The following is a 24,076-nucleotide window of genomic DNA, read 5'->3' on the forward strand; positions in this document are numbered from 1 at the left end:
AGGGTTGCTCCTTGTTGGACGTTAACAATTTCGAATATATGAAAATCGGGCTTGCTTCCCCCGAAAAGATTCGTTCTTGGTCCCGCGGAGAAGTCAAAAAACCGGAGACGATTAACTATCGTACGCTTAAACCGGAAAAAGAAGGACTATTTTGCGAGAAAATTTTCGGACCTACGAAAGACTGGGAATGTCATTGCGGTAAGTACAAACGTGTACGCTATAAAGGTGTTGTCTGTGACCGTTGTGGAGTAGAAGTTACTCGCGCTAAGGTTCGCCGTGAGCGTATGGGCCATATTGAGTTGGCTGCTCCTGTATCGCACATTTGGTACTTTAAAGGCATTCCAAGTCGTATGGGTCTTGCTCTTGATATGTCTCCAAGATCTCTGGAAGAGATCATTTACTTCGCATCTTATGTTGTAACCGATCCAGGAGATACGCCTTTGGAGAAAAAGCAACTCCTGTCCGAGAAAGAATACCGTAGCTATCGTGAAAAATATGGCTATGGCTTCCAGGCAGGTATGGGTGCTGAAGCGGTTAAAAAGCTTCTTCAAGATTTGGATATAGACAAAGAGTTGGAATTCTTGAAAGAAGAGCTGCGTACAGCTCAAGGACAACGTCGTAACCGTGCAATCAAACGCCTTGAAGTTATTGAGGCATTCCGTAACTCCGGCAACCAACCGGATTGGATGATCATGGACGTACTTCCTGTTATTCCTCCTGAGCTTCGTCCAATGGTACAGCTGGATGGTGGTCGTTTCGCTACTTCTGACCTTAACGACTTGTATCGTCGTGTTATTAACCGTAATAACCGTCTGAAACGTCTGTTAGATCTAGGTGCGCCAGATATTATCGTACAAAATGAAAAACGGATGTTGCAGGAAGCTGTTGACGCCTTGATTGATAATGGTCGTCGTGGTCGTCCTGTTACAGGTCCAGGTAACCGTCCTTTGAAATCCCTCAGCCACATGCTGAAAGGTAAACAAGGACGTTTCCGTCAGAACTTGCTCGGAAAACGTGTTGACTACTCTGGTCGTTCCGTTATCGTTGTAGGTCCGTACTTGAAAATGTATCAATGCGGTTTGCCGAAAGAAATGGCACTTGAACTGTTCAAACCTTTTGTTATGAAAGAACTAGTGAACAAAGGTTTGGCGCACAATATCAAGAGCGCGAAGCGTAAAGTAGAACGTGTGAGTGCAGAAGTATGGGATGTGCTGGAAGAAGTAATCAAGGAGCATCCAGTTCTTCTGAACCGTGCCCCTACGTTGCATAGACTCGGTATCCAGGCGTTCGAACCGATTTTGGTTGAGGGTCGTGCGATTCGTCTGCATCCGCTCGTATGTACTGCATATAATGCCGACTTTGACGGTGACCAAATGGCTGTTCACGTTCCGTTGTCTGCGGAAGCTCAAGCTGAAGCTCGTTTGCTTATGCTAGCATCCGGCAACATTTTGAATCCGAAAGACGGCAAGCCAGTTGTTACACCTTCCCAGGATATGGTTCTTGGTTCTTTCTATCTGACTATGGATAACAAAGAAGAAGAAGGAAGCAATATGATCCTTCGCAACATGAATGAAGCTATATCGGCTTATCAACGCGGTACAGCTGGTCTTCATGCTCGTGTAGCTATTCCGGTTAAAGCTTTGAATAAAACGAGCTTTACGGAAAAACAACAGGAAGCGATGTTGATCACAACGGTTGGTAAAATTATCTTTAATGAAATTTTCCCGGCAAGCTTCCCGTACATCAATGATGCGACCCGTGCGAACCTGCTTTATGGTACTGCGGAGGAGTTCTTTGTTTACGAGAAGGGTGTAAATCTTACAGAAGCCATTCAAAACGCTCCGCAAGCTAACGGAGTAGGCAAGGATTACCTTGGTAATATCATTGCCCGTTGTTTTGAGACTTACCATACAACAGAAACAGCTGTAATTCTGGATAAAATCAAGCAGCTTGGCTTTACGTATTCCACTCGTGCAGGGGTAACCGTTGCTGTATCGGACGTAATCGTGCCGGTGGAAAAACAAGAGATTCTTAAGGGATCTGAGGACAAAGCGCAAGTTGTGACGAATCAGTATCGTCGTGGTCTGATTACGAATGAAGAACGCTATGACCGGATTATCGACATTTGGTCTAAAGCGAAAGATGATATTACCGAAGTATTGATGAAGTCCATGGATCGCTACAACTCTATCATGATGATGGTGGACTCCAAAGCGCGGGGTAACAAGTCACAGATTACTCAGCTCGGTGGTATGCGTGGTCTGATGGCCAATCCATCCGGACGTATTATCGAACTCCCAATCAAATCAAATTTCCGTGAAGGTCTGACAGTACTCGAGTACTTCATCTCCACTCACGGAGCGCGTAAAGGTTTGGCGGATACAGCCCTCCGTACGGCTGACTCCGGTTACCTGACTCGTCGTCTCGTAGATGTGGCACAGGATGTTATCGTGCGCGAAGAAGACTGCGGAACGGATAAAGGCTTCACAGTAAGTCGTATTCAGGACGGTAAAGAAGTGATTGAGGATCTCTATGACCGTCTGGAAGGTCGCTATTGCTTTGAAACGGTACGTCATCCTGAGACTGGCGAGATTTTGGCTAGACGTAACGAACTGATTGACTCCGACAAAGCTGAAGCGATTGTTAAAGCCGGTGTACACAAAGTTCAGATTCGTTCTGTACTAAGTTGCCGTGCTAAACATGGCGTCTGCAAGAAATGCTACGGTCGCAATCTGGCTACTGGTAAACACGTTGAGATTGGTGAAGCAGTTGGTATTATCGCTGCACAATCCATTGGTGAGCCAGGAACACAGCTTACTATGCGTACGTTCCACACAGGCGGCGTAGCGGGTGACGATATTACACAAGGTTTGCCTCGTATCCAGGAGCTTTTTGAAGCACGTAATCCTAAAGGTCAGGCAACTATTAGTGAAATTGACGGTACAGTTAAAGAAGTTCGTGAAGGTAAAGACCGCCGTGAGATTGACATTCAGGGTGAAGCCGAAACGAAAACATATTCAGTAACGTATGGTTCCCGCCTGCGCGTAAGCGAAGGTATGACTGTTGAAGCTGGGGACGAACTGACGGATGGTTCGATTGATCCTAAAGAAATGCTGCGTATTAAAGGTATTCGCGGGGTGCAGAACTATATCCTTCAGGAAGTTCAACGCGTATACCGGAACCAGGGCGTGGAAATCAACGACAAGCACGTAGAAGTTATGATTCGTCAAATGTTGCGTAAAATCCGTATCATTGATGCGGGCGACACGATCTTACTTCCAGGCTCCTTTGTTGATGTCCATGAGTATGAAAATGCAAACAAGATAGCGATTCTCAGCGGTCAAGAACCAGCGGTAGCTAAGCCGGTACTGCTCGGTATTACCAAGGCCTCTCTGGAAACTGACTCCTTCTTGTCAGCAGCATCCTTCCAGGAAACTACTCGTGTCTTGACTGATGCAGCTATTAAAGGCAAGGTCGATCAGTTGCTTGGGCTGAAAGAGAACGTAATTATTGGTAAGTTGATTCCTGCGGGAACAGGTATGAACCGTTACCGTAGCGTGAAATTTGCCCAACCGGAAGAGGGGCAGTCTCCATCTGAGGAGCTCGAACCAATTTCGGCCGAGTAATATAAAAATAGTATGATTGCCGGAACACCGTAGACATAAGCTTTGCATAAAAGCTATAGCAGACGGTGCTCCGGTGTTTTTTCAAAAATGAATCGTACTATTCTGTTTAAATGGATTATAGTTTATAATTGTCTTGACATTACTTATAGTCAATGCTAATATAGCAAAGGTGCGTGAGCAGCCTATATGCTATTGGGTCTTTTCGGAGGAATGAGATATGTCTAAAGAACAGGGACTGCAAGATGCTCATGTCAAAATCGGTACCAAACAAACCATTCGTATGGTAGAATTGGGCTTTGCCTCAGAAGTATATGTGGCAGAAGACGCAGATCAGCGTCTCACTTCCAACATCATTGCTTTGTGCAACAAGCAAGGAGTCAAAGTGACTCTCGTAGACACAATGAAAAATCTCGGAGCTGCATGTGGGATTGAAGTGGGAGCCGCAATGGCTGCTATCGTAAAACAATAGGGTAAGGAACGTTTTTGTCTAAGGAATTGTTATTCTTGGCGGCAAAGACTTTTCATTTGTTCTTTTATGAACCGCCTGGGTCTGTGGGCTTAGATAAGGTTTGTAAAGTAACAGCAAAAATTGAGGAAGGGGGTGGCAACCAACATGCCAACTATTAACCAACTGGTTCGTAAAGGACGTCAAGCCAAAATCGAGAAATCGAAATCACCGGCTTTGCAAAAAGGTTTTAATGCCTTGAAACGTGAAGCTACCGACATCAGTGCCCCGCAAAAACGCGGAGTGTGCACTCGTGTAGGTACTATGACTCCGAAAAAACCAAACTCCGCACTTCGTAAATATGCTCGTGTTCGCTTGACGAACCGTGTAGAGGTGACTGCTTACATTCCAGGTATTGGACATAACCTTCAAGAACACAGCGTAGTGCTGATTCGCGGCGGTCGTGTAAAAGACCTTCCGGGTGTGCGTTACCATATCGTTCGCGGTGCTTTGGATACTGCAGGCGTAAACAACCGCATGCAAGCTCGTTCCAAATACGGCGCAAAACGCCCTAAAGCTAAAAAATCCTAATGAGATATAAACCGCATATGTCGGTTTAACATGTAAGAAAGGGGGATATCCATGCCACGCAAAGGTCCAGTTACCAAAAGAGACGTGTTGCCAGATCCGGTATACAACAGCAAGTTGGTTACCCGCTTGATCAACCGCATCATGCTCGACGGAAAACGAGGCGTTGCTCAAAGCATTCTGTACAATGCGTTCAAGCTTATCCAAGAACGTACGGGGAATGACCCGATGGAAGTTTTTGAAGCAGCTATCAAGAATATCATGCCAGTCCTGGAAGTTAAAGCACGCCGTGTCGGCGGTGCCAACTACCAAGTACCAATCGAGGTAAAACCAGAAAGACGTACGTCCCTGGGATTACGTTGGCTCGTAAACTACTCCCGCAACCGCGGTGAGAAAACCATGGAAGAGCGTTTGGCGGCTGAAATTATCGATGCTTCCAACAACACAGGCGCTTCCGTGAAAAAACGTGAAGACACGCACAAAATGGCTGAAGCAAACAAAGCGTTTGCTCACTATCGTTGGTAGGATTCAGCTCAAAAAAATAACTTCAATTTTGAAGGGAGACCCATTTCATGGCAAGAGAGTTCTCCTTGAAAAATACACGTAATATCGGGATCATGGCTCATATTGACGCGGGTAAAACCACAACAACAGAGCGGATCTTGTTCTACACAGGCCGTACGCACAAAATCGGTGAAGTTCACGAAGGCGCTGCGACAATGGACTGGATGGAACAAGAACAAGAGCGCGGAATCACGATTACTTCCGCTGCGACGACCGCTGCCTGGAAAGGTCACCGCGTCAATATCATCGACACCCCGGGGCACGTTGACTTCACTGTTGAAGTTGAACGTTCCCTTCGTGTATTGGACGGAGCAGTTGGTGTTTTCAGTGCGAAAGAAGGCGTTGAGCCTCAGTCCGAAACCGTATGGAGACAGGCTGATCGCTACGGCGTTCCACGGATCGCATATGTAAACAAAATGGATATCATTGGTGCCGACTTCTTGAATGTTGTCTCCGACATGCGTGATCGCCTTCAAGCGAACGCAGTTGCGATTCAATTGCCAATCGGCGCAGAAAATGATTTTACTGGTATTATCGATATCGTTGAACAAAAAGCTCATATGTACAAAGATGATCTTGGTCAAGATATCGAAGAAGTAGAAATTCCTGCGGAATTCAAAGATCAGGTTGAGGAACTCCGTAATGAATTGATCGAGAAGGTTGCTGAACTGGACGAAGAATTGACAATGAAATACCTGGAAGGCGAAGAAATTTCGGTTGCCGAAATTAAAGCCGCTCTCCGTAAAGGTGTTGTAGAAGTTAAAATCTTCCCAGTTATCTGTGGATCTTCTTACCGCAATAAAGGTGTTCAGCTGATGTTGGATGCTGTTCTCGACTATTTGCCGGCTCCTACTGACGTGCCAAGTATTCAAGGGCATTTGGAAGACGGTACGGAAGTTGAACGTCACTCTTCCGATGAAGAGCCATTCTCCGCATTGGCCTTCAAAATCATGACGGATCCTTACGTTGGTAAGTTGACATTCTTCCGCGTATACTCCGGTGTTCTTCAATCCGGATCTTACGTATTGAATGCAACAAAAGGTAAACGCGAACGTATCGGACGTATTCTTCAAATGCATGCGAACAGTCGTCAAGAAATCACTGTAGTTTACTCTGGTGATATTGCGGCTGCCGTAGGTTTGAAAGATACAGGTACAGGTGATACACTGTGTGATGAGAAGAGTCCTGTTATTCTCGAGTCCATGAATTTCCCTGATCCGGTTATCGAAATCGCGGTTGAGCCTAAAACCAAAGCTGACCAAGATAAAATGTCTGTAGCTCTCGGTAAGTTGACTGAAGAGGATCCAACTCTTCGAGCTCATACTAACGAAGAAACAGGTCAAACCATCTTGGCAGGTATGGGTGAGCTTCACTTGGACATCATCATTGACCGTATGCGTCGTGAGTTCAAGGTAGAAACGAATGTGGGTAAACCACAGGTTGCTTACCGTGAAACGTTCCGTGCTCCAGCACGTGTCGAAGGTAAATTCGTTCGTCAGTCCGGTGGTCGTGGTCAATATGGTCACGTATGGGTTGAGTTCGAACCACTCGAACCAGGTACTGGTAGTCAATTCGAAAGTAAGGTAGTCGGCGGCTCTGTTCCTAGAGAGTACATCGCACCTGCTCTTGCTGGTATTGAGGAACAAATGAAAAACGGCGTTATCGCAGGCTTCCCGCTTGTGGACGTTAAAGCTACAATCGTGGACGGATCATACCATGATGTCGATTCCAATGAAATGGCATTTAAAATTGCCGGATCAATGGCGCTGAAAGCAGCGAAAGACAAATGTAAACCAGTTTTGCTTGAGCCGATTATGAAAGTTGAAGTAACGGTTCCTGAGGAATACATGGGTGACGTAATGGGTATGTTGAACTCCCGTCGTGGTCGGATTGAAGGTATGGATTCCCGTAGTGGAGCTCAAATCATTCGTGCGAAGGTGCCTTTGTCCGAAATGTTCGGATATTCGACTACACTTCGCTCCGGTACACAAGGACGCGGCGTGTTCTCTATGGAACTTTCTCATTATGAAGAAGTGCCGAAGAGCATTGCTGAAGAGATCGTTGCCAAAACCAAAGGCGGCGAGTAATACAATGTATCAGCTGACCGGTATACTTAAGGTTTTACCAAAAGGGCATCCGGCAGCCTAAAATAAAACAAGTTATTGAGGAGGAATTGTTCAAATGGCAAAGGCTAAGTTTGAACGTAACAAACCGCACGTTAATATCGGTACTATTGGTCACGTCGATCATGGTAAAACTACTTTGACTGCTGCAATCACAACTGTATTGTCCAAAACTTACGGTGGTGCTGCTGTAGCATTCGATCAAATCGATAAAGCTCCAGAAGAGCGCGAACGCGGTATCACAATCTCCACTGCACACGTGGAATATGAAACACCTAACCGTCACTATGCACACGTTGACTGCCCAGGTCACGCCGACTATGTTAAAAACATGATCACTGGCGCTGCACAAATGGACGGAGCGATTCTGGTTGTATCCGCAGCTGACGGCCCAATGCCGCAAACTCGCGAGCACATCCTGTTGTCCCGCCAAGTTGGTGTTCCTTACATCGTTGTATTCCTGAACAAATGCGACATGGTTGAAGACGAAGAGTTGCTGGAATTGGTTGAAATGGAAGTTCGTGACTTGCTGAGCGAATATGACTTCCCAGGCGACGACACTCCAATCATTCGCGGTTCCGCTCGTGAAGCTCTGCAAAACCCAGAGGGCGACTATGCTAAGAAAATCGTTGAAATGTTCGAAACAATCGACACTTATATCCCAACTCCAGAACGCGATACTGACAAGCCTTTCTTGATGCCTGTCGAGGACGTATTCTCCATCACTGGTCGTGGTACAGTTGCAACAGGCCGTGTAGAGCGTGGTACTGTTAAAGTGGGCGACGAAATCGAAATCATCGGTATTCAAGAAGAATCCCGTAAATCCGTAGTAACAGGCGTAGAAATGTTCCGTAAATTGCTTGACTCTGCTCAAGCTGGCGATAACATCGGCGCATTGCTTCGCGGTGTAGATCGTGCACAAATCGAGCGTGGCCAAGTATTGGCTAAACCAGGTTCTGTTAAACCTCATACAGAATTCTCTGCTCAAATCTACGTTTTGACTAAAGAAGAGGGTGGACGTCACAAACCTTTCTTCACTGGTTACCGTCCACAGTTCTACTTCCGTACAACTGACGTAACTGGTATCATTACTTTGCCAGAAGGTTCCGAAATGGTAATGCCTGGTGATAACATCACGGTTACTGTTCAACTGATCAACCCGATCGCTATCGAAGAAGGAACTAAGTTCTCTATTCGTGAAGGTGGACGTACAGTTGGCGCTGGTGCCGTAGCAACAATCTCCAAATAAGAAGGCTTTAGCCTTTAAATAGAGCAACAGTGTACTGGAACGAGTAACATTGTATTGGAACGAAGCTAAACGAGCCCCTGCCCTGGTGCGGGGGCTTTTCTCTTGGGAAAATCGCAAGCTGCGAACACAATTGTATCTTTTGAAAATAAGATGCATTGTTTTTTAGTTTTTGCTTGCAATAGGCAGAACTATTCGATATAATAACTAATGTTGTTTGTGACTGTGCGATGATGTGAGAGGTTACTGACACACCCGGCCCCTTTGCCATGGGAGGGCTGTCGGAAAATTTTCACGGAGTATGTCCGATACCAAATTGGGCGATAGAAGGAGGGACTAAAATGGCAAAGCAAAAAATTCGTATTCGTTTGAAAGCTTACGATCATAGAATTCTTGATCAATCCGCTGAGAAAATTGTTGAAACAGCTAAACGTTCGGGCGCAGGTGTATCCGGGCCAATTCCGCTGCCAACTGAAAAACAAATCATTACTATTCTCCGTGCGGTACACAAGTACAAGGATTCCCGGGAGCAGTTCGAAATGCGCACACACAAGCGTTTGATCGACATTGTTAACCCGACTCCACAAACTGTGGATGCCTTGATGCGCTTGGACCTGCCGTCCGGTGTAGATATCGAAATTAAATTGTAATATGTAATTAGGAAAAGAAATGAGGTGTCAACATGAAAGGTATCTTAGGAAAAAAACTCGGAATGACTCAAGTGTTTACCCCTGAAGGTAACGTACTTGCTGTTACGGTTATCGAAGCAGGTCCTTGTGTTGTTCTGCAAAAGAAAGATCTGGAAAACGATGGATACGAAGCTATCCAACTCGGTTTCTCTGATAAGAAAGAAAAAAGATCCAACAAACCTGAAGCAGGACATGCGAAAAAAGCAAATACTGCACCTAAGCGCTACGTTCGTGAACTTCGTGGCATCGACCTTGCTGCGTACGAGGTTGGCCAAGAACTGAAGGCTGATGTCTTCACAGAAGGCGAATTCGTTGACGTAACAGGTATTTCTAAAGGTAAAGGTTTTGCCGGCGTTATCAAACGTTGGGGACAAAGCCGCGGACCAATGGCACACGGCTCGCGTTACCACAGAGGTCCAGGTTCTATGGGTTCCATTCAAGCTAACCGCGTTCCTAAAGGTAAACACCTTCCAGGACACATGGGGCATGAAACGGTAACGATCCAACGTCTTGAAGTTGTTAAGATCGATACGGAACGTAATGTATTGCTCGTGAAAGGTTCCATTCCAGGACCTAAAAATAGCTTCGTTAAAGTATTAGAAACGGTGAAAAAATAAACAACTGAAGAAAGGAGGAACACGAAATGCCAAAAGTAGCACTATTTAATATTAGCGGCAGCCAAGTTGGTGAAATTGAATTGAACGACGCAGTGTTCGGTATCGAGCCGAATAAGCACGTTCTTCATGACGCTGTTGTTATGCAATTGGCTTCCCTGCGTCAAGGTACTCACAAAGTAAAAGGACGTTCTGAAGTACGTGGTGGCGGACGTAAACCTTGGAAACAAAAAGGTACTGGCCGCGCTCGTCAAGGTTCGATCCGTGCACCGCAATGGGTTGGTGGCGGTACTGTATTCGGTCCCACTCCACGCAGCTATGCTTACAAATTGCCTAAAAAGGTTCGTCGTCTGGCGATCAAATCGGCGTTGTCATCCAAAGTGATTGAGAATGAAATTATCGTATTGGACGCTCTTACACTGAACGGACCTAAAACGAAAGAATTCGCAGCCATTTTGAATAACCTTAAAGCTGATCGTAAAGCATTGATCGTAGCTCCTAGCTATGATGATAATGTAGCACTGTCCGCTCGTAATATTCCTGGTGTGAAGTTTGTAGCCGCAGACGGCATTAATGTTCTTGATGTGCTCGGACACGACAAACTGATCATTACGAAGGAAGCAGTTCAGAAGGTAGAGGAGGTGCTCGCGTAATGAAGGATCCTCGTGATATTATCAAACGTCCGGTTATCACCGAACGTACGGCTGGTATGATGAATGACTTGAAATACGTTTTCGAGGTTGACATTCGTTCTAACAAAGTCGAAGTTAAAAAAGCAATCGAAGCCATTTTTAACGTGAAAGTAAGTAACGTAAATACGCTTCGTGTTCCTGCAAAACCAAAACGCTACGGACGTCATTCCGGCTATACGAGCGAGTGGAAGAAAGCGTTCGTAACGCTGAGCAAAGACAGTAAGCCGCTTGAGTTTTTTGAAACGGTATAATTGAAACTGTAAAGTAAGGAGGGAAACTCAGTGCCAATTAAAAAGTATAAACCAACGTCCCCGGCCAGACGTGCTATGTCTGTATCTACTTTCGAGGAGATTACAACTAATCAGCCCGAGAAATCGTTGCTGGCACCTCTGAGCAAGCAAGCTGGACGCAATAACCAAGGTAAAATTACAGTTCGTCATCAAGGCGGCGGACACAAACGTAAATACCGTATTATTGACTTCAAACGTAACAAAGATGGAATACCGGGCCGCGTTGCTACGATCGAATATGATCCAAACCGTACGTCCAACATCGCACTTATCCACTATGTGGATGGTGAAAAACGTTACATCATCGCTCCTAAAGGTCTGAAAGTAGGAGACGAAGTGGTATCCGGTGCAGGTTCCGATATCAAAATCGGTAACTCCTTGCCATTGGAAAACATTCCAGTAGGTACGGTTATCCACAACATCGAATTGAAACCGGGTAAAGGTGGCCAACTCGTTCGCGCTGCTGGTACGGAAGCCCAACTTCTTGGTAAAGAAGAAAAGTATGTTACAATTCGTTTGTCTTCTGGTGAAGTTCGCCGCATTCTGAAAGTTTGCCGCGCTACAATCGGTTCTGTAGGTAACGAAGACCACGAACTGGTGAAAATCGGTAAAGCCGGTCGTAGTCGCTGGTTGGGACAACGTCCTGAAGTTCGCGGTGTTGTAATGAACCCTAACGATCACCCACACGGTGGTGGTGAAGGTCGCGCTCCAATCGGACGTAAATCTCCAATGTCTCCATGGGGTAAACCAACCCTTGGTTACAAGACACGTAAAAAAGGTAAAGCATCTGATAAGTACATCGTTCGTCGTCGTACTAAGTAATAAAACGTGCGCTTAAGTCGCACGTTAACATATTAAGGAACGACTACGTTTTAACGAAGGGAGGATTCATAAATGGGTCGCAGTCTCAAAAAAGGACCATTCATTGATGGTTACCTGTTGAAAAAAGTAGAGGTTTTGAACGAGTCGGACAAAAAAGTGGTAATCAAAACTTGGTCCCGTCGCTCTACGATTTTCCCACAATTTATCGGACATACGTTTGGTGTATACGATGGTCGTAAACACGTGCCAGTATACGTAACGGAAGATATGGTCGGACACAAATTGGGCGAATTCGCTCCAACACGTACGTACAAAGGCCATACGGATGACGATAAGAAAACAAGAAGATAATCAACACAGCGTAGTGTTTGAGAGGAGGTAAACTCAATGGAAGCAAAAGCACATGCTAAATCCGTGCGGATTTCTGCTCGCAAAGTGAAACTTGTTATCGATTTGATTCGCGGTAAGCAGGTTGGTGAGGCGATTGCAATTCTTCGTCACACTCCAAAGTCCGCTTCTCCAGTCGTTGAGAAATTGTTGAATTCTGCGATTGCGAATGCAGATCACAACTACTCTTTGGACGTAAATAAATTGGTAGTATCTCAGGTTTTTGTAAACCAAGGTCCTACAATGAAACGATTCCGCCCGCGTGCAATGGGTCGTGCAAGCCGTATCAACAAACGCACCAGTCATATTACTCTGGTGGTATCTGAAAAATAAGGAGGGAAAACGTGTGGGCCAAAAGGTAAATCCCGTCGGACTCCGAATCGGTATTATCCGTGATTGGGAATCCAAATGGTATGCAGGCAAAGATTTCGGTGATCTTTTGCTGGAAGACGTTAGAATTCGTGAACATCTGAAAAAAAGATTGAAAGACTCCGCTGTATCCCGTGTTGAAATCGAGAGAGCAGCTAACCGTGTCAACGTAACGATTCACACTGCGAAACCAGGTATGGTTATCGGTAAGGGTGGTTCCGAAGTTGAAAATCTGCGTAATGAAATTACTAAAATCGCAGGCGGTAAAAAGGTACACATCAATATTTCTGAAATTAAAAATCCTGAACTGGACGCAATTCTGGTTGCTGAAAGCATTGCACAACAATTGGAACGTCGTGTTTCTTTCCGTCGTGCTTTGAAACAAGCGATTCAAAGAACTATGCGCTCCGGAGCAAAAGGAATTAAAACTCAAGTAGGCGGACGTCTTGGCGGTGCCGAAATCGCTCGTTCCGAAGGGTACAGCGAAGGAACTGTTCCACTGCATACGCTTCGTGCCGACATTGACTATGGTACAGCGGAAGCTCATACTACTTACGGTCGTCTTGGCGTAAAAGTATGGATCTATCGTGGAGAGGTTCTTCCTCCAGCTAAGAAACAAGCTCCTCAGGAAGGAGGCAACTAATCATGTTGGTACCAAAACGCGTAAAACATCGTAAACAACAACGTGGTCATATGAAGGGTCGTGCAAAAGGCGGTACTACACTGAACTTTGGTGAGTACGGTTTGCAAGCTACTGAACCTGCATGGATTACTAACCGTCAAATCGAAGCTGCTCGTATTGCGATGACTCGTTACATCAAACGTGGTGGTAAGGTTTGGATTAAAATTTTCCCTGACAAACCAATTACTCAGAAGCCTCTTGAGGTTCGTATGGGTAGTGGTAAAGGTAACGTAGAAAAATGGGTTGCAGTAGTGAAACCAGGCAAGATTATGTTCGAACTTGCTGGTGTTCCGGAAGAGATTGCTCGTGAAGCAATGCGTCTTGCCGCTCACAAACTGCCAATCAAAACTAAGTTTGTGAAACGTGAAGAATTGGGTGGTGAAGCAAATGAAGGCTAGTGAATTCCGCAACCTAACCACTGCTGAAATCGAACAAAAGATCTCCGGTTTTAAAGAAGAACTTTTCAACCTTCGTTTTCAACTCGCTACCGGTCAGCTTGATAACCCGACTCGGATCGGCGCTGTGCGTAAGGAAATTGCTCGTGCTAAAACTGTGATCCGTGAAAGAGAACTTGGGATTAGCTAAGATAACAGACCGGGTGGAAAATCCGCCTGTAATTAGGAAGGAGGCCAACAATGAGCGAACGTAATGCCCGTAAAGTATTAGTCGGTAAAGTAGTCAGCGACAAAATGGATAAAACGATTGTGATTGCTGTAGAAACTTACAAAAAACATGATCTCTACCATAAACGTATTAAAGTAACTAAGAAATTCAAAGCTCATGATGAAAACAACACTGCACAAATTGGTGATACTGTTAAAATCATGGAAACTCGCCCTTTGTCCAAAGACAAAAACTGGAGACTGGTCGAAATCGTTGAAAAAGCTGTTATAATCTAATGTAGTGTAGTTTTTCCGAAAGGAGGATAAATAAATGATTCAACCATTTACACGTTTGACTGTAGCTGACAATTCCGGCGCGAAGGAACTGATGTGTATCCGTGTGCTCGGTGGTACGGGACGTCGTACAGCTCAAATTGGTGACCTGATCGTTTGTTCCGTAAAACAAGCAACACCAGGCGGCGTTGTCAAAAAGGGTGATGTAGTAAGAGCGGTTGTTGTTCGTACTAAACGTTCTATCCGCCGTAAAGACGGTTCCTACATCGGATTTGACGAGAACGCAGCAGTGGTCGTTAAAGAAGACAAGAGCCCACGTGGTACTCGTATTTTCGGACCAGTTGCTCGCGAACTTCGTGACAAGGACTTCATGAAAATCGTTTCCTTGGCTCCGGAAGTGATCTAAACTCACCTTAAAATGTGCCCGTAGGAGGTGTACGAAATGCCAAAAGTGAAAAAAGTTCTGGAATCCCATAACAACAAGCTTCACGTCAAAAAAGACGACACTGTTCTGGTGATTACAGGTAAAGATAAAGGTAAAAAAGGTCGCGTTATCGCTGCTTACCCTCGTCAAAACCGTGTGCTTGTGGAAGGTGTTAACATGATTAAAAAACACCAAAAGCCTAATCAGCTGAATCCACAAGGCGGCATCATCGAGAAAGAAGCTCCGATTCACGTTTCCAACGTTATGCACATTGATCCGAAGAGCGGAAAAGTAACCCGTGTTGGTTACAAAGTTTTGGACAACGGAAAAAAAGTGCGCATTGCAAAACGTTCTGGCGAAGTGATCGACTAATTATTTTTTGAAGAAAGGAGGTATATGATTCATGGCTACAACAAGAATGAAAGAACGTTTCTTGAAAGAAATCACTCCTGCTTTGATGCAGAAGTTCAACTATACAACAGTGATGCAAGTGCCTAAAATCGAGAAAGTTGTAATCAACATGGGTGTTGGCGACGCAGTCCAAAACTCCAAAGTACTTGATTCAGCTCTCAACGACATGCAGCTGATTGCTGGTCAAAAACCAGTAATCACTCGCGCAAAAAAATCTATTGCAGGTTTTAAATTGCGTGAAAACATGCCGATCGGTGTAAAGGTAACACTTCGTGGCGAGCGTATGTATTATTTCTTGGACAAATTGTTCAACATTACTCTTCCTCGCGTACGTGACTTCCATGGTGTATCGACAAAAGCTTTCGACGGACGTGGTAACTACACGCTTGGTCTGAAAGAACAGTTGATCTTCCCGGAAATCGAGTATGATCAAGTTGATAAAGTTCGTGGTATGGACATCGTTATCGTAACGACTGCCAAAACTGACGAAGAGTCCCGTGAGCTTCTGACTCAGCTGGGCATGCCTTTCGCAAAATAATGTTGGCATAACGTTTCGGGCGTCTGATTTTAAAGACACCCTGTTCTCCGAAACTATTTAGGAGGTGTCAGGCTAAGTGGCAAAAACTTCAATGAAAGTCAAACAACAACGCACACCAAAGTTTAAAGTTCGTGCTTACACTCGTTGCGAGCGTTGTGGTCGTCCACATTCGGTACTGCAAAAGTTTAAGATCTGCAGAATTTGCTTCCGTGAATTAGCTTATAAAGGCCAGATTCCTGGCGTGAAAAAAGCAAGCTGGTAAAAAGTCCTGTTTGGGAAGGAGGTTTATACACAATGACTATGTCTGATCCAATTGCAGATATGCTTACTCGTATTCGTAACGCGAACACAGTTCGTCACGAAACAGTAGAAATGCCTGCATCTACAATGAAAAAACAAATCGCCGACATCCTGAAACGTGAAGGATTCATTCGTGATGCGGAATTTGTTGAAGATAGCAAACAAGGGATTATCCGTATTTTCTTGAAATACGGTGCGAACAACGAGCGTGTTATTACAGGTTTGAAAAGAATCAGTAAACCAGGTCTTCGCGTTTACACGAAGAGCAATGAGATTCCACGCGTATTGGGTGGACTCGGGATCGCAATCATTTCAACATCCAAAGGTATCATGACCGACAAAGAAGCACGTCAGTCCAAAGCCGGCGGAGAAGTTGTTTGCTACGTTTGGTAAGATAACGTTTAAAAGATAGGAGGTGCAACAGATATGTCCCGTATTGGTCGTAAACCAATCACAGTACCAAGTGGTGTTGACGTGACTTTGAACAACACAGCGATCACAGTTAAAGGTCCTAAAGGAACATTGACTCGTGAGCTTCATAAAGACATGTCCGTTACTGTGGAAAACAATGAAATTAATGTAGTTCGTCCTTCGGACAACAAACTTCACCGCTCTTTGCATGGAACAACCCGCAGCGTTGTCAACAACATGGTAAGTGGTGTAACTGAAGGGTTTTCAAAATCTCTGGAGCTGGTTGGGGTCGGATATCGTGCAAGCAAATCCGGAGATAAAATCGTTCTGAACGTTGGATACTCTCACCCGGTTGAAATCACACCGGAAGCGGGCATCGAATTCGAAGTTCCTTCGAACACTAAAATCATCGTTCGCGGAATTGATAAAGAGCGTGTAGGTGCCTACGCTGCTAAAATTCGTTCCGTTCGTGAACCTGAACCGTACAAAGGTAAAGGGATTAAATACGAAGGCGAGCGCATCATTCGTAAAGAAGGTAAAGCCGGTAAGAAGAAATAAGTTTCTTACCGACTTTGTGCGGTCTTTCTGCAGGAAAGACTTCGTACTTCTTTTTTACCCAGTGCGTCTTAGTATAAAGTTTTAAAAGGCAAACTGAAGGGAGTGAAAACTTGAGATGATTACAAAACAAGATAAAAATAAAGCACGTGTCAGAAGACATCTGCGTGTACGTAAGAAAATCGAAGGTACGGCTGTACGTCCTCGTTTGAACGTATTCCGCTCTTCCAAGCATATCTACGCACAACTGATTGATGATGTAGCTGGTGTAACATTGGTATCTGCATCCACTATGGATAAAGAACTGAGCAGCGAAATCAAAAACGGCGGTAGTGTAGAAGCAGCTCGTAAAGTTGGCGAACTCGTTGCTAAACGTGCGAAAGAAAAAGGCCATGCTAACATCGTATTTGACCGTGGTGGATACTTGTATCATGGACGGATTCAAGCTTTGGCTGATGCAGCTCGCGAAGCAGGCCTTGAATTCTAAGACATTTCTCAAAAGGAGGTTAACGACTTGCGTGTAGATCCGAATACTTTGGAACTGACTGAAAGAGTAGTAAATATTAATCGTGTAGCTAAAGTTGTCAAAGGCGGACGCCGTTTCAGCTTCAGTGCTCTGGTAGTAGTGGGCGACGGCAACGGCTGGGTAGGCGCTGGAATCGGTAAAGCTGGCGAAGTACCTGATGCAATTCGCAAAGGTATTGAAGATGCTAAGAAAAACCTGGTTCACGTTCCACTCGTAGGAACAACAATTCCTCACCTTGTTACAGGTAAGTTCGGTGCTGGCCGGGTTCTGTTGAAACCGGCATCGGAAGGTACTGGAGTTATCGCTGGTGGTCCGGTTCGTGCTGTACTGGAACTTGCTGGTGTAGGTGATATCTTGACAAAATCTTTGGGTTCTTCGAATTCCATGAATATGGTCAATGCGACTTTGGAAGGTTTGTCCCGCTTGAAACGCGCTGAAGAAGTTGCAAAATTGCGCGGCAAATCCATCGAAGAGCTGCTGGGCTAAGGAGGGAATATCATGGCGAAATTAGAAATTACCCTCGTTCGTTCGTTGATCGGCCGTCCTGGTAATCAGAGAACGACTGTTAAAACGCTCGGCTTGCGTAAAATCAACCATAAAGTAGTTCAACCCGACAATGCAGCTATTCGCGGGATGATTAATCAAGTTAGCCATTTGGTTTCTGTTAAAGAAATTGAGGCTTAAGAAATAAAGTATTTTAACAATAATCAAGGAGGTGCAACGAACGATGAAGTTACATGAGCTTTCCCCAGCTCCAGGCTCCCGCAAAGAACGTAAACGTTTGGGTCGTGGTCCTAGTAGCGGTACGGGTAAAACTTCTGGTCGTGGTCATAAAGGTCAAAACGCTCGTTCCGGCGGTGGTGTACGTCCGGGCTTCGAGGGTGGTCAAAACCCACTGTATCGTCGCTTGCCTAAACGCGGTTTCGTAAATCCTACTCGTAAAGAGTATGCGGTTTTGAATATCGAAGATTTGAACAGTTTTGCAGCGGGTACAGAAGTAAGCCCTGAGTTTTTGCTGAACAATGGCATTGTGAAAAACGCTAAATCCGGAATCAAAATTCTGGGTAACGGTGAAATCACTGTGAAATTGACAGTTAAAGCGAACAAGTTCTCTCAATCTGCGGTAGAGAAAATTGAAGCTGCCGGCGGTAAAACCGAGGTGATCTAATGTTCAAGACCCTGAAAAATATATGGCGGGTTGAGGATCTTAGAACCCGAATCCTGTTCACCCTGTTTATACTCTTTGTATATCGTATTGGCTCCTTTGTGCCGGTTCCCGGCGTGAACAAGCAAGTCTTTACTTCTCAGGATCAGGCAGGAAGCGAGTTGTTTGGACTCCTTAACACCTTCTCAGGGGGCGCATTGTATCAGTTTTCGATCTTCGCCCTCGGGATTATGCCATATATTACAGCGTCCATCATTGTACAGTTGCTGTCAATGGACGTGATTCCGAAACTTGCGGAATGGGCTAAACAAGGAGAGCATGGTAAAAAGAAGTTGGCTCAAATTACGCGTTATGGTACGGTAATACTTGGCCTGATTCAAGCATTCGGAACGTCGATTGGCTTTAATCGACTGTACGGTGCAGCGATGATTCCAGGAGCCACTTTTGCAGATTATCTGGTCATTGCCATTGTGCTTACAGCAGGAACTACGTTCCTTATGTGGCTCGGTGAGCAAATTACCGAAAAGGGAATCGGCAATGGTATCTCTATTGTTATCTTCGCAGGGATTGCAGCGGGTATTCCAAGACATATTCGGACGGTTGTAGAATCTCAGTTTATTCAGGCAGATCAGCTGTTTATGAATATTCTGAAGGCAATTATAATTGCCCTGGTGATTGTTCTGATTATTGTTGGTGTTATCTACATCCAGCAAGGTATTCGGAAAATCCCGGTACAATACGCGAAACGTGTAGTTGGCAACAAAATGTACGGTGGCCAGAATACGCATATTCCGATGAAAATTAATGCGGCAGGCGTTATTCCGGTAATCTTTGCGGTATCATTGCTGCAATTCCCGACAATTATTGCGAGTTTCTGGGCAGATCATGTTTGGGCTAAGTGGGTTACCACTTACTTGTATTATGACAAGCCGCTGGGCATGGTTTTGTATGTCGTAATGATTATCGGTTTCACATTCTTCTATACCTTTGTACAGATGAATCCGCAGCAAATGGCCGACAATATGAAGAAAAACGGCGGTTATATTCCGGGAATTCGCCCGGGTAAAGCCACGGAGAAATACTTGACACGAGTAATGTCACGTTTGACAATGACAGGAGCCTTGTTTCTGGCAGTCATATCCGTTTTGCCGGTATTCTTCGGTTCGCTTTCGGGCTTGCCTCGTTCCGTGCAAATTGGCGGTACTTCATTGCTCATCATCATTGGTGTAGCATTGGATACAATGAAGCAAATCGAAAGCCAACTGATCAAACGCCATTACAAAGGCTTCATCAACAAATAGGCAATAGGTACCGGCTTAGGATGTTCGCATGCTTACCGGCACCTTTTGTGCTGTTTCTTGTGTAGGGGTCGTCTTGAGGAGTGACAGATTGTGAATATTTTGATCATGGGCCCTCCGGGGGCTGGTAAAGGTACACAAGCAGATGTCATTGTGAAGGAATTCGGCATTCCTCATATCTCGACAGGTGATGCTTTTCGCCTAGCGATGAAACAGGGAACACCTATTGGCATTAAAGCTAAAGAATATATCGACAAGGGTGAACTTGTTCCGGATGACGTAACAATCGGTATCGTTGAAGAACGGCTACAACAGCCAGATTGCAAGAAAGGGTTCTTGCTGGACGGTTTTCCAAGAACTTTGGCTCAAGCTGAAGCCTTGGATCAAATTTTGGGTCGTTTGAATACGAAGCTAGATGACGTCATCAACCTGAAAGTGGATAGTGACAACTTGTTGGCACGAATCACAGGACGGCGGGTTTGTAAAAGCTGCGGAACTAGCTATCATATTGTCTTTAATCCTCCTAAGGTTGAAGGCATTTGCGATAAAGACGGTGGGGAACTCTATCAGCGTCCTGACGATAATGAAGATAGCGTAAGAACACGACTTGACGAATATAGTAATAAAACAGCACCACTCCTCACGTTTTATGAGAACCAGAATCTTCTGCGTCATATTGACGGAGAACAGGATATTGATGTGGTTTCCCAAAATATCGTGTCCTTGTTGCGGGGTTAGCTGTAATGATCATTTGCAAGTCGGGGACGGAATCAAGCTTTATGAGGAAAGCTAAGAGAATAGATACGGAAACGGATCATCTCTTGGCAGGACACATCGAGCCCGGTATTACGACCGGTGAACTTGATCATTTAGCTGATCGGTATATTCGCAGTCAGGGAGCTGTGCCGTCTTTTAAAGGTTATAACGGTTTTCCTGCTAGCATTTGCGCTTCAGTCAACGAACAACTGGTGCACGGATTTCCCGGCAAACGCAAGTTAAACAAAGGCGATATCATCGCGAAAACTCGCCAGTTTACAATGTCGCATGCCATTCAGCAATATATTGAGAATCCAAACCGTGGTATTCCTGAGCAGGGGCCGAGGCTGAAAACCGGCATTGGGCTGGCTATTGAATCAATGATTCAGATAGGTTCTCACCATGTAGGGACGCTGGAAGACAACTGGACGGTCGTTACGATGAACGTAACCTCATGTGCTCATAACGAGCAAGCGGTGACGTGCGAAACGGGCGGCATGGACATTTTCACGAAACTGAGTGCGTAGGTGATTGTAATGATTCAGCAAGGAAACCTGCAAATCGGTCAGCTGGTGAAGATTCTGAAAGGCAGAGGTGCCGGACAGATTGCGGTTGTCGTTTCAGTAGCAGATAGCAGGTTTGTATATATTGCGGATGGGGATAAACGAAAGTTTGATCAAGCGAAGAAGAAAAATGTTCTTCATTTGGTGCCTCAGCCAAAGATTAGTAGCGAGATTGTAAACAGTTTATACGAAAGCGGTCGGGTGACGAATGGAAAGCTGCGCCATGCAGTGAAAACTTTCCTGGACTCGTCCGAATACCAAGCTGAAGAGAAAGGAGACTGACTTTGGCCAAAGAAGATGTCATTGAGGTTGAAGGTACGGTAATCGAGCCACTGCCGAACGCTACGTTCAAGGTAGAGCTGGAGAACGGTCATCAAATTCTTGCTCATGTTTCCGGAAAGCTGCGGATGCACTTTATCCGTATTTTGACAGGCGACAAGGTGGTTGTACAGTTATCGCCTTACGATTTAACCAAAGGCCGTATAACGTACCGCAAGTAATTCATGCAGGTTTTTATTAAACGTATGTCATTTAAAAAACTTGTTTTGCTCGGCAAAACGATGTGAATGTTCACGAAGCGAGTTTTACCAGGGTAAAGCTTGGAGGAGGTAATCAACATGAAGGTAAGACCTTCTGTAAAACCTATTTGCGAAAAATGCAAAGTCATTCGCCGCAAAGGGAACGTAATGGTTATTTGCGAAAATCCGAAACACAAACAAAAACAAGGTTAATAGAAGGGGGTGTAGCGTAAAATGGCTCGTATAGCTGGTGTGGATTTGCCACGTGACAAACGCGTTGAGATCGCCTTGACTTACATTTTCGGAATCGGTAAAACGACTTCTCAGAAAATCTTGAAGGAAACAGGCATCAGTGCAAACACGCGTGTTCGTGATTTGACTGAAGATGAAGTGAGCAAATTACGTGAAACGATCGACAAAGAAGTTAAAGTAGAAGGCGATCTGCGTCGTGAAATTTCCTTGAATATTAAACGTCTGACTGAGATTGGGTGCTACCGTGGTGTTCGTCACCGTCGTGGGTTGCCTGTTCGCGGACAACGTACTAAAACTAATGCTCGTACCCGTAAAGGTCCTCGTCGGACTGTAGCGAACAAAAAGAAATAAGAAGGGAGGATAACATTCAATGGCTAAACCGAAAAAAGTTGTACGTACAAAACGCCGTGACCGTAAAAATATCGAAACTGGCGTGGCACACATCCGTTCCACGTTCAACAACACGATCGTTACGATCACAGATCCACACGGTAACGCAATCTCTTGGGCCAGCTCAGGCGGCATGGGATTCCGTGGTTCCCGTAAATCTACTCCATTTGCAGCGCAAATGGCCGCAGAAACTGCTGCTAAAGCTGCTATGGAACACGGCATGAAAACTGTCGAAGTCATGGTTAAAGGACCTGGTGCAGGTCGCGAAGCAGCAATCCGCTCTTTGCAAGCTGCTGGTTTGGAAGTTAACCTGATCAAAGACGTAACTCCGGTACCTCATAACGGATGCCGTCCTCCAAAACGTCGTCGCGTCTAATGAGATTTCTCCTCTGCGTGTAGTATAGATCCGGCACAAACTGCCAAGAATGGATGTTTAGGTATACTGCATGATAGACTATGGATAAGGTGAATGTTTCATATAGGAGCGACGTTTTGAAGGAGGGATATTGCAGTGATAGAAATCGAAAAGCCGAAAATTGAGACGGTTGACGTCAATGATGATGGCACCTATGGAAAATTCGTAGTAGAACCGCTGGAACGCGGATACGGTACGACGCTGGGAAACTCGCTTCGCCGTATTCTGTTATCCTCGTTACCGGGGGCAGCAGTCACATCGGTTCAGATCGATGGGGTTCTGCACGAGTTTGCAACGGTTCCCGGTGTGAAGGAAGACGTAACGGAGATCATTCTGAACTTGAAAGCTTTATCGCTTAAAATCCACTCGGATGAAGAGAAAGTACTCGAAATCGATGCGGAAGGCGAAGGAGTTGTAACGGCAGGAGATATCCGTGCGGATAGTGATGTGGAAATTCTTAATCCGGATCTTCACATTGCTACGCTCGGACCGGGTTCGAGACTTCACATGCGTATTTTTGCCAATCGCGGTCGCGGTTACGTTAAGCAGGATCGGAACAAACGTGATGACCAGCCGATCGGCGTCATTCCCGTCGACTCCATCTACACTCCGATTGCACGCGTGAACTACGGCGTAGAAAATACGCGTGTCGGCCAGGTTACGAATTATGACAAGCTGACACTTGAGGTTTGGACTGACGGAAGTATTCGTCCCGAGGAAGCAGTGAGCCTTGGAGCCAAAATTTTGACCGAGCATGTGATGTTGTTCGTGGGTCTCACGGACGAGGCAAAAGATGCTGAAATTATGGTTGAAAAAGAAGAAGACAAGAAAGAAAAAGTTCTTGAAATGACGATCGAAGAGCTGGATCTCTCCGTCCGTTCCTATAACTGCCTTAAGCGCGCTGGTATCAATACGGTACAAGAACTCACGACTAAATCTGAAGAAGATATGATGAAGGTCCGTAACTTGGGTCGCAAATCTTTGGAAGAAGTACAAGAGAAGCTCGAGGAACTTGGTTTAGGACTTCGTACGGAAGAATAGTACAGCAACGTTTTTGTGAAGGAGGGGAAATTACATGGCATACCAAAAATTGGGCCGTAACTCCAGTGCCCGTAAAGCTTTGTTTCGTGATTTGGTAACCGATCTGTTCTTGTATGAGCGTATCCAAACTACTGAGGCTAAAGCGAAAGAAGTTCGTTCTATTGCTGAAAAACTGATCACCAAAGCGAAAAAAGGAGATCTGCACGCACGTCGTCAAGTGGCTGCGTTCGTTCGCCGTGAAACTTTGGATGGTGAGCAGGATGCAATCCAAAAGCTGTTTAGCGAATTGGCTACACGTTACACTGAGCGTCCAGGTGGATACACTCGTATCCTGAAATTGGGACCTCGTCGTGGCGACGCCGCTCCAATGGTATATCTGGAATTGGTTGACCGCGCGTAAACAGGCGAAGATGAGGGAAGGGTGGACAGAATCGGCTTGATTCTGAACAACCCTTTTTTTCTCTTGGAGGAGTCCTTGAG

At 45.3% G+C, this 24,076-nt stretch carries 37 protein-coding genes; all 37 read left to right on the top strand.

Annotated features, from left to right (window positions below; genetic code table 11):
- The first annotated feature begins 11 nt into the window (after positions 1–11).
- The 37 genes from rpoC (at position 12) to rplQ (ending at position 23,996) form a co-directional block, all read left to right on the top strand.
- A complete protein-coding gene (gene rpoC, locus MKX59_RS03765; RefSeq protein ID WP_013312165.1) occupies positions 12–3,626 on the top strand; it encodes a DNA-directed RNA polymerase subunit beta' in 3,615 nt (1,204 codons plus the stop codon).
- A 217-nt stretch (positions 3,627–3,843) separates the two neighbouring features.
- Positions 3,844–4,095, top strand: a complete 252-nt coding sequence (locus MKX59_RS03770; RefSeq protein ID WP_007432588.1) for a ribosomal L7Ae/L30e/S12e/Gadd45 family protein — start codon at positions 3,844–3,846, stop codon at positions 4,093–4,095.
- 144 nt (positions 4,096–4,239) lie between these two features.
- Positions 4,240–4,662 (top strand): 30S ribosomal protein S12, encoded by a 423-nt coding sequence (gene rpsL / locus MKX59_RS03775; RefSeq protein WP_007432587.1) that lies wholly within the window; start codon positions 4,240–4,242, stop codon positions 4,660–4,662.
- Positions 4,663–4,713: 51 nt separating this feature from the next.
- Positions 4,714–5,184, top strand: coding sequence for a 30S ribosomal protein S7 (rpsG, locus tag MKX59_RS03780; RefSeq protein WP_007432586.1), 471 nt, complete (start codon positions 4,714–4,716; stop codon positions 5,182–5,184).
- A gap of 47 nt (positions 5,185–5,231) precedes the next feature.
- A complete protein-coding gene (gene fusA / locus MKX59_RS03785; protein ID WP_023990559.1) occupies positions 5,232–7,310 on the top strand; it encodes an elongation factor G in 2,079 nt (692 codons plus the stop codon).
- A gap of 94 nt (positions 7,311–7,404) precedes the next feature.
- Positions 7,405–8,595 carry an elongation factor Tu gene (gene tuf / locus MKX59_RS03790; RefSeq protein WP_028542619.1) on the top strand — a complete coding sequence of 397 codons (1,191 nt, stop codon included), beginning with the start codon at positions 7,405–7,407 and terminating at the stop codon, positions 8,593–8,595.
- A gap of 338 nt (positions 8,596–8,933) precedes the next feature.
- Positions 8,934–9,242 carry a 30S ribosomal protein S10 gene (rpsJ, locus tag MKX59_RS03795; RefSeq protein ID WP_005544556.1) on the top strand — a complete coding sequence of 103 codons (309 nt, stop codon included), beginning with the start codon at positions 8,934–8,936 and terminating at the stop codon, positions 9,240–9,242.
- A gap of 32 nt (positions 9,243–9,274) precedes the next feature.
- Positions 9,275–9,898 carry a 50S ribosomal protein L3 gene (gene rplC, locus MKX59_RS03800; RefSeq protein WP_013312161.1) on the top strand — a complete coding sequence of 208 codons (624 nt, stop codon included), beginning with the start codon at positions 9,275–9,277 and terminating at the stop codon, positions 9,896–9,898.
- A gap of 26 nt (positions 9,899–9,924) precedes the next feature.
- Positions 9,925–10,548, top strand: coding sequence for a 50S ribosomal protein L4 (gene rplD / locus MKX59_RS03805; protein ID WP_013312160.1), 624 nt, complete (start codon positions 9,925–9,927; stop codon positions 10,546–10,548).
- On the top strand, positions 10,548–10,838 hold the full coding sequence (gene rplW / locus MKX59_RS03810) for a 50S ribosomal protein L23 (protein ID WP_013312159.1): 291 nt from the start codon (positions 10,548–10,550) through the stop codon (positions 10,836–10,838). The genes rplD and rplW overlap by 1 nt, the downstream gene beginning before the upstream one ends.
- Positions 10,839–10,868: 30 nt before the next feature.
- Complete coding sequence (gene rplB, locus MKX59_RS03815) at positions 10,869–11,699, top strand: 50S ribosomal protein L2 (protein WP_023990557.1); 831 nt, start codon at positions 10,869–10,871, stop codon at positions 11,697–11,699.
- A 72-nt stretch (positions 11,700–11,771) separates the two neighbouring features.
- Entirely contained in the window at positions 11,772–12,050 is a 279-nt protein-coding gene (rpsS, locus tag MKX59_RS03820; RefSeq protein WP_007432579.1) for a 30S ribosomal protein S19, read from the top strand.
- A gap of 36 nt (positions 12,051–12,086) precedes the next feature.
- Entirely contained in the window at positions 12,087–12,419 is a 333-nt protein-coding gene (rplV, locus tag MKX59_RS03825; protein ID WP_013312157.1) for a 50S ribosomal protein L22, read from the top strand.
- Between the two features lie 13 nt (positions 12,420–12,432).
- Entirely contained in the window at positions 12,433–13,098 is a 666-nt protein-coding gene (gene rpsC, locus MKX59_RS03830) for a 30S ribosomal protein S3 (RefSeq protein ID WP_013312156.1), read from the top strand.
- 2 nt (positions 13,099–13,100) lie between these two features.
- Positions 13,101–13,535, top strand: a complete 435-nt coding sequence (rplP, locus tag MKX59_RS03835; RefSeq protein ID WP_007432576.1) for a 50S ribosomal protein L16 — start codon at positions 13,101–13,103, stop codon at positions 13,533–13,535.
- On the top strand, positions 13,525–13,722 hold the full coding sequence (gene rpmC / locus MKX59_RS03840) for a 50S ribosomal protein L29 (RefSeq protein ID WP_007432575.1): 198 nt from the start codon (positions 13,525–13,527) through the stop codon (positions 13,720–13,722). Before rplP ends, rpmC begins: the two co-directional genes overlap by 11 nt.
- 50 nt (positions 13,723–13,772) lie before the next feature.
- The gene (gene rpsQ / locus MKX59_RS03845) at positions 13,773–14,036 is read left to right on the top strand and encodes a 30S ribosomal protein S17 (RefSeq protein ID WP_007432574.1); all 264 of its coding nucleotides are present in this window, start codon (positions 13,773–13,775) and stop codon (positions 14,034–14,036) included.
- 34 nt (positions 14,037–14,070) lie between these two features.
- Positions 14,071–14,439: a 50S ribosomal protein L14 gene (gene rplN, locus MKX59_RS03850; protein WP_007432573.1), complete on the top strand. Its 369-nt coding sequence runs from the start codon at positions 14,071–14,073 to the stop codon at positions 14,437–14,439.
- Positions 14,440–14,475: 36 nt separating this feature from the next.
- Entirely contained in the window at positions 14,476–14,829 is a 354-nt protein-coding gene (gene rplX, locus MKX59_RS03855; protein ID WP_013312155.1) for a 50S ribosomal protein L24, read from the top strand.
- Between the two features lie 31 nt (positions 14,830–14,860).
- Positions 14,861–15,406, top strand: a complete 546-nt coding sequence (gene rplE / locus MKX59_RS03860) for a 50S ribosomal protein L5 (protein ID WP_007432571.1) — start codon at positions 14,861–14,863, stop codon at positions 15,404–15,406.
- Between the two features lie 76 nt (positions 15,407–15,482).
- Positions 15,483–15,668 (top strand): type Z 30S ribosomal protein S14, encoded by a 186-nt coding sequence (locus tag MKX59_RS03865; RefSeq protein WP_013312154.1) that lies wholly within the window; start codon positions 15,483–15,485, stop codon positions 15,666–15,668.
- 32 nt (positions 15,669–15,700) lie between these two features.
- Entirely contained in the window at positions 15,701–16,099 is a 399-nt protein-coding gene (gene rpsH / locus MKX59_RS03870) for a 30S ribosomal protein S8 (protein WP_007432570.1), read from the top strand.
- Positions 16,100–16,132: 33 nt separating this feature from the next.
- Positions 16,133–16,675 carry a 50S ribosomal protein L6 gene (gene rplF, locus MKX59_RS03875; protein WP_013312152.1) on the top strand — a complete coding sequence of 181 codons (543 nt, stop codon included), beginning with the start codon at positions 16,133–16,135 and terminating at the stop codon, positions 16,673–16,675.
- A gap of 115 nt (positions 16,676–16,790) precedes the next feature.
- A complete protein-coding gene (rplR, locus tag MKX59_RS03880; RefSeq protein ID WP_007432568.1) occupies positions 16,791–17,159 on the top strand; it encodes a 50S ribosomal protein L18 in 369 nt (122 codons plus the stop codon).
- 27 nt (positions 17,160–17,186) lie between these two features.
- Positions 17,187–17,684, top strand: a complete 498-nt coding sequence (gene rpsE, locus MKX59_RS03885; protein WP_013312151.1) for a 30S ribosomal protein S5 — start codon at positions 17,187–17,189, stop codon at positions 17,682–17,684.
- Between the two features lie 12 nt (positions 17,685–17,696).
- Positions 17,697–17,882 carry a 50S ribosomal protein L30 gene (rpmD, locus tag MKX59_RS03890; RefSeq protein WP_013312150.1) on the top strand — a complete coding sequence of 62 codons (186 nt, stop codon included), beginning with the start codon at positions 17,697–17,699 and terminating at the stop codon, positions 17,880–17,882.
- 43 nt (positions 17,883–17,925) lie between these two features.
- Positions 17,926–18,366, top strand: coding sequence for a 50S ribosomal protein L15 (gene rplO / locus MKX59_RS03895; RefSeq protein ID WP_013312149.1), 441 nt, complete (start codon positions 17,926–17,928; stop codon positions 18,364–18,366).
- Complete coding sequence (gene secY / locus MKX59_RS03900; protein ID WP_013312148.1) at positions 18,366–19,664, top strand: preprotein translocase subunit SecY; 1,299 nt, start codon at positions 18,366–18,368, stop codon at positions 19,662–19,664. The genes rplO and secY overlap by 1 nt, the downstream gene beginning before the upstream one ends.
- A 90-nt stretch (positions 19,665–19,754) precedes the next feature.
- Positions 19,755–20,399: an adenylate kinase gene (locus MKX59_RS03905; RefSeq protein ID WP_013312147.1), complete on the top strand. Its 645-nt coding sequence runs from the start codon at positions 19,755–19,757 to the stop codon at positions 20,397–20,399.
- A gap of 5 nt (positions 20,400–20,404) precedes the next feature.
- Positions 20,405–20,944 carry a M24 family metallopeptidase gene (locus MKX59_RS03910; protein WP_023990556.1) on the top strand — a complete coding sequence of 180 codons (540 nt, stop codon included), beginning with the start codon at positions 20,405–20,407 and terminating at the stop codon, positions 20,942–20,944.
- A 9-nt stretch (positions 20,945–20,953) separates the two neighbouring features.
- Positions 20,954–21,262: a KOW domain-containing RNA-binding protein gene (locus MKX59_RS03915; RefSeq protein WP_028542616.1), complete on the top strand. Its 309-nt coding sequence runs from the start codon at positions 20,954–20,956 to the stop codon at positions 21,260–21,262.
- Positions 21,263–21,264: 2 nt separating this feature from the next.
- Entirely contained in the window at positions 21,265–21,480 is a 216-nt protein-coding gene (infA, locus tag MKX59_RS03920; RefSeq protein ID WP_006212898.1) for a translation initiation factor IF-1, read from the top strand.
- 117 nt (positions 21,481–21,597) lie between these two features.
- Positions 21,598–21,711: a 50S ribosomal protein L36 gene (gene rpmJ / locus MKX59_RS03925; protein ID WP_003333770.1), complete on the top strand. Its 114-nt coding sequence runs from the start codon at positions 21,598–21,600 to the stop codon at positions 21,709–21,711.
- Between the two features lie 21 nt (positions 21,712–21,732).
- A complete protein-coding gene (gene rpsM / locus MKX59_RS03930; protein WP_007432560.1) occupies positions 21,733–22,101 on the top strand; it encodes a 30S ribosomal protein S13 in 369 nt (122 codons plus the stop codon).
- 19 nt (positions 22,102–22,120) lie between these two features.
- On the top strand, positions 22,121–22,516 hold the full coding sequence (rpsK, locus tag MKX59_RS03935) for a 30S ribosomal protein S11 (protein WP_013312144.1): 396 nt from the start codon (positions 22,121–22,123) through the stop codon (positions 22,514–22,516).
- A 135-nt stretch (positions 22,517–22,651) separates the two neighbouring features.
- A complete protein-coding gene (locus MKX59_RS03940; RefSeq protein WP_007432558.1) occupies positions 22,652–23,596 on the top strand; it encodes a DNA-directed RNA polymerase subunit alpha in 945 nt (314 codons plus the stop codon).
- 34 nt (positions 23,597–23,630) lie between these two features.
- Entirely contained in the window at positions 23,631–23,996 is a 366-nt protein-coding gene (gene rplQ, locus MKX59_RS03945) for a 50S ribosomal protein L17 (RefSeq protein ID WP_013312143.1), read from the top strand.
- The last annotated feature ends 80 nt before the right edge of the window (positions 23,997–24,076 follow it).

It is taken from the genome of Paenibacillus sp. FSL R7-0340 (genome assembly GCF_038002205.1).
Taxonomy (GTDB): domain Bacteria; phylum Bacillota; class Bacilli; order Paenibacillales; family Paenibacillaceae; genus Paenibacillus; species Paenibacillus polymyxa_B.

Coding starts and splice junctions, on each gene's coding strand:
- MKX59_RS03770 (WP_007432588.1), top strand. CDS start 3,844: ATGTCTAAAGAACAGGGACTGCAAGATGCTCATGTCAAAATCGGTACC.
- rpsL (WP_007432587.1), top strand. CDS start 4,240: ATGCCAACTATTAACCAACTGGTTCGTAAAGGACGTCAAGCCAAAATC.
- rpsG (WP_007432586.1), top strand. CDS start 4,714: ATGCCACGCAAAGGTCCAGTTACCAAAAGAGACGTGTTGCCAGATCCG.
- fusA (WP_023990559.1), top strand. CDS start 5,232: ATGGCAAGAGAGTTCTCCTTGAAAAATACACGTAATATCGGGATCATG.
- tuf (WP_028542619.1), top strand. CDS start 7,405: ATGGCAAAGGCTAAGTTTGAACGTAACAAACCGCACGTTAATATCGGT.
- rpsJ (WP_005544556.1), top strand. CDS start 8,934: ATGGCAAAGCAAAAAATTCGTATTCGTTTGAAAGCTTACGATCATAGA.
- rplC (WP_013312161.1), top strand. CDS start 9,275: ATGAAAGGTATCTTAGGAAAAAAACTCGGAATGACTCAAGTGTTTACC.
- rplD (WP_013312160.1), top strand. CDS start 9,925: ATGCCAAAAGTAGCACTATTTAATATTAGCGGCAGCCAAGTTGGTGAA.
- rplW (WP_013312159.1), top strand. CDS start 10,548: ATGAAGGATCCTCGTGATATTATCAAACGTCCGGTTATCACCGAACGT.
- rpsS (WP_007432579.1), top strand. CDS start 11,772: ATGGGTCGCAGTCTCAAAAAAGGACCATTCATTGATGGTTACCTGTTG.
- rplV (WP_013312157.1), top strand. CDS start 12,087: ATGGAAGCAAAAGCACATGCTAAATCCGTGCGGATTTCTGCTCGCAAA.
- rplP (WP_007432576.1), top strand. CDS start 13,101: ATGTTGGTACCAAAACGCGTAAAACATCGTAAACAACAACGTGGTCAT.
- rpmC (WP_007432575.1), top strand. CDS start 13,525: ATGAAGGCTAGTGAATTCCGCAACCTAACCACTGCTGAAATCGAACAA.
- rpsQ (WP_007432574.1), top strand. CDS start 13,773: ATGAGCGAACGTAATGCCCGTAAAGTATTAGTCGGTAAAGTAGTCAGC.
- rplN (WP_007432573.1), top strand. CDS start 14,071: ATGATTCAACCATTTACACGTTTGACTGTAGCTGACAATTCCGGCGCG.
- rplX (WP_013312155.1), top strand. CDS start 14,476: ATGCCAAAAGTGAAAAAAGTTCTGGAATCCCATAACAACAAGCTTCAC.
- rplE (WP_007432571.1), top strand. CDS start 14,861: ATGGCTACAACAAGAATGAAAGAACGTTTCTTGAAAGAAATCACTCCT.
- rpsH (WP_007432570.1), top strand. CDS start 15,701: ATGACTATGTCTGATCCAATTGCAGATATGCTTACTCGTATTCGTAAC.
- rplF (WP_013312152.1), top strand. CDS start 16,133: ATGTCCCGTATTGGTCGTAAACCAATCACAGTACCAAGTGGTGTTGAC.
- rplR (WP_007432568.1), top strand. CDS start 16,791: ATGATTACAAAACAAGATAAAAATAAAGCACGTGTCAGAAGACATCTG.
- rpmD (WP_013312150.1), top strand. CDS start 17,697: ATGGCGAAATTAGAAATTACCCTCGTTCGTTCGTTGATCGGCCGTCCT.
- rplO (WP_013312149.1), top strand. CDS start 17,926: ATGAAGTTACATGAGCTTTCCCCAGCTCCAGGCTCCCGCAAAGAACGT.
- secY (WP_013312148.1), top strand. CDS start 18,366: ATGTTCAAGACCCTGAAAAATATATGGCGGGTTGAGGATCTTAGAACC.
- MKX59_RS03910 (WP_023990556.1), top strand. CDS start 20,405: ATGATCATTTGCAAGTCGGGGACGGAATCAAGCTTTATGAGGAAAGCT.
- MKX59_RS03915 (WP_028542616.1), top strand. CDS start 20,954: ATGATTCAGCAAGGAAACCTGCAAATCGGTCAGCTGGTGAAGATTCTG.
- rpmJ (WP_003333770.1), top strand. CDS start 21,598: ATGAAGGTAAGACCTTCTGTAAAACCTATTTGCGAAAAATGCAAAGTC.
- rpsM (WP_007432560.1), top strand. CDS start 21,733: ATGGCTCGTATAGCTGGTGTGGATTTGCCACGTGACAAACGCGTTGAG.
- rpsK (WP_013312144.1), top strand. CDS start 22,121: ATGGCTAAACCGAAAAAAGTTGTACGTACAAAACGCCGTGACCGTAAA.
- rplQ (WP_013312143.1), top strand. CDS start 23,631: ATGGCATACCAAAAATTGGGCCGTAACTCCAGTGCCCGTAAAGCTTTG.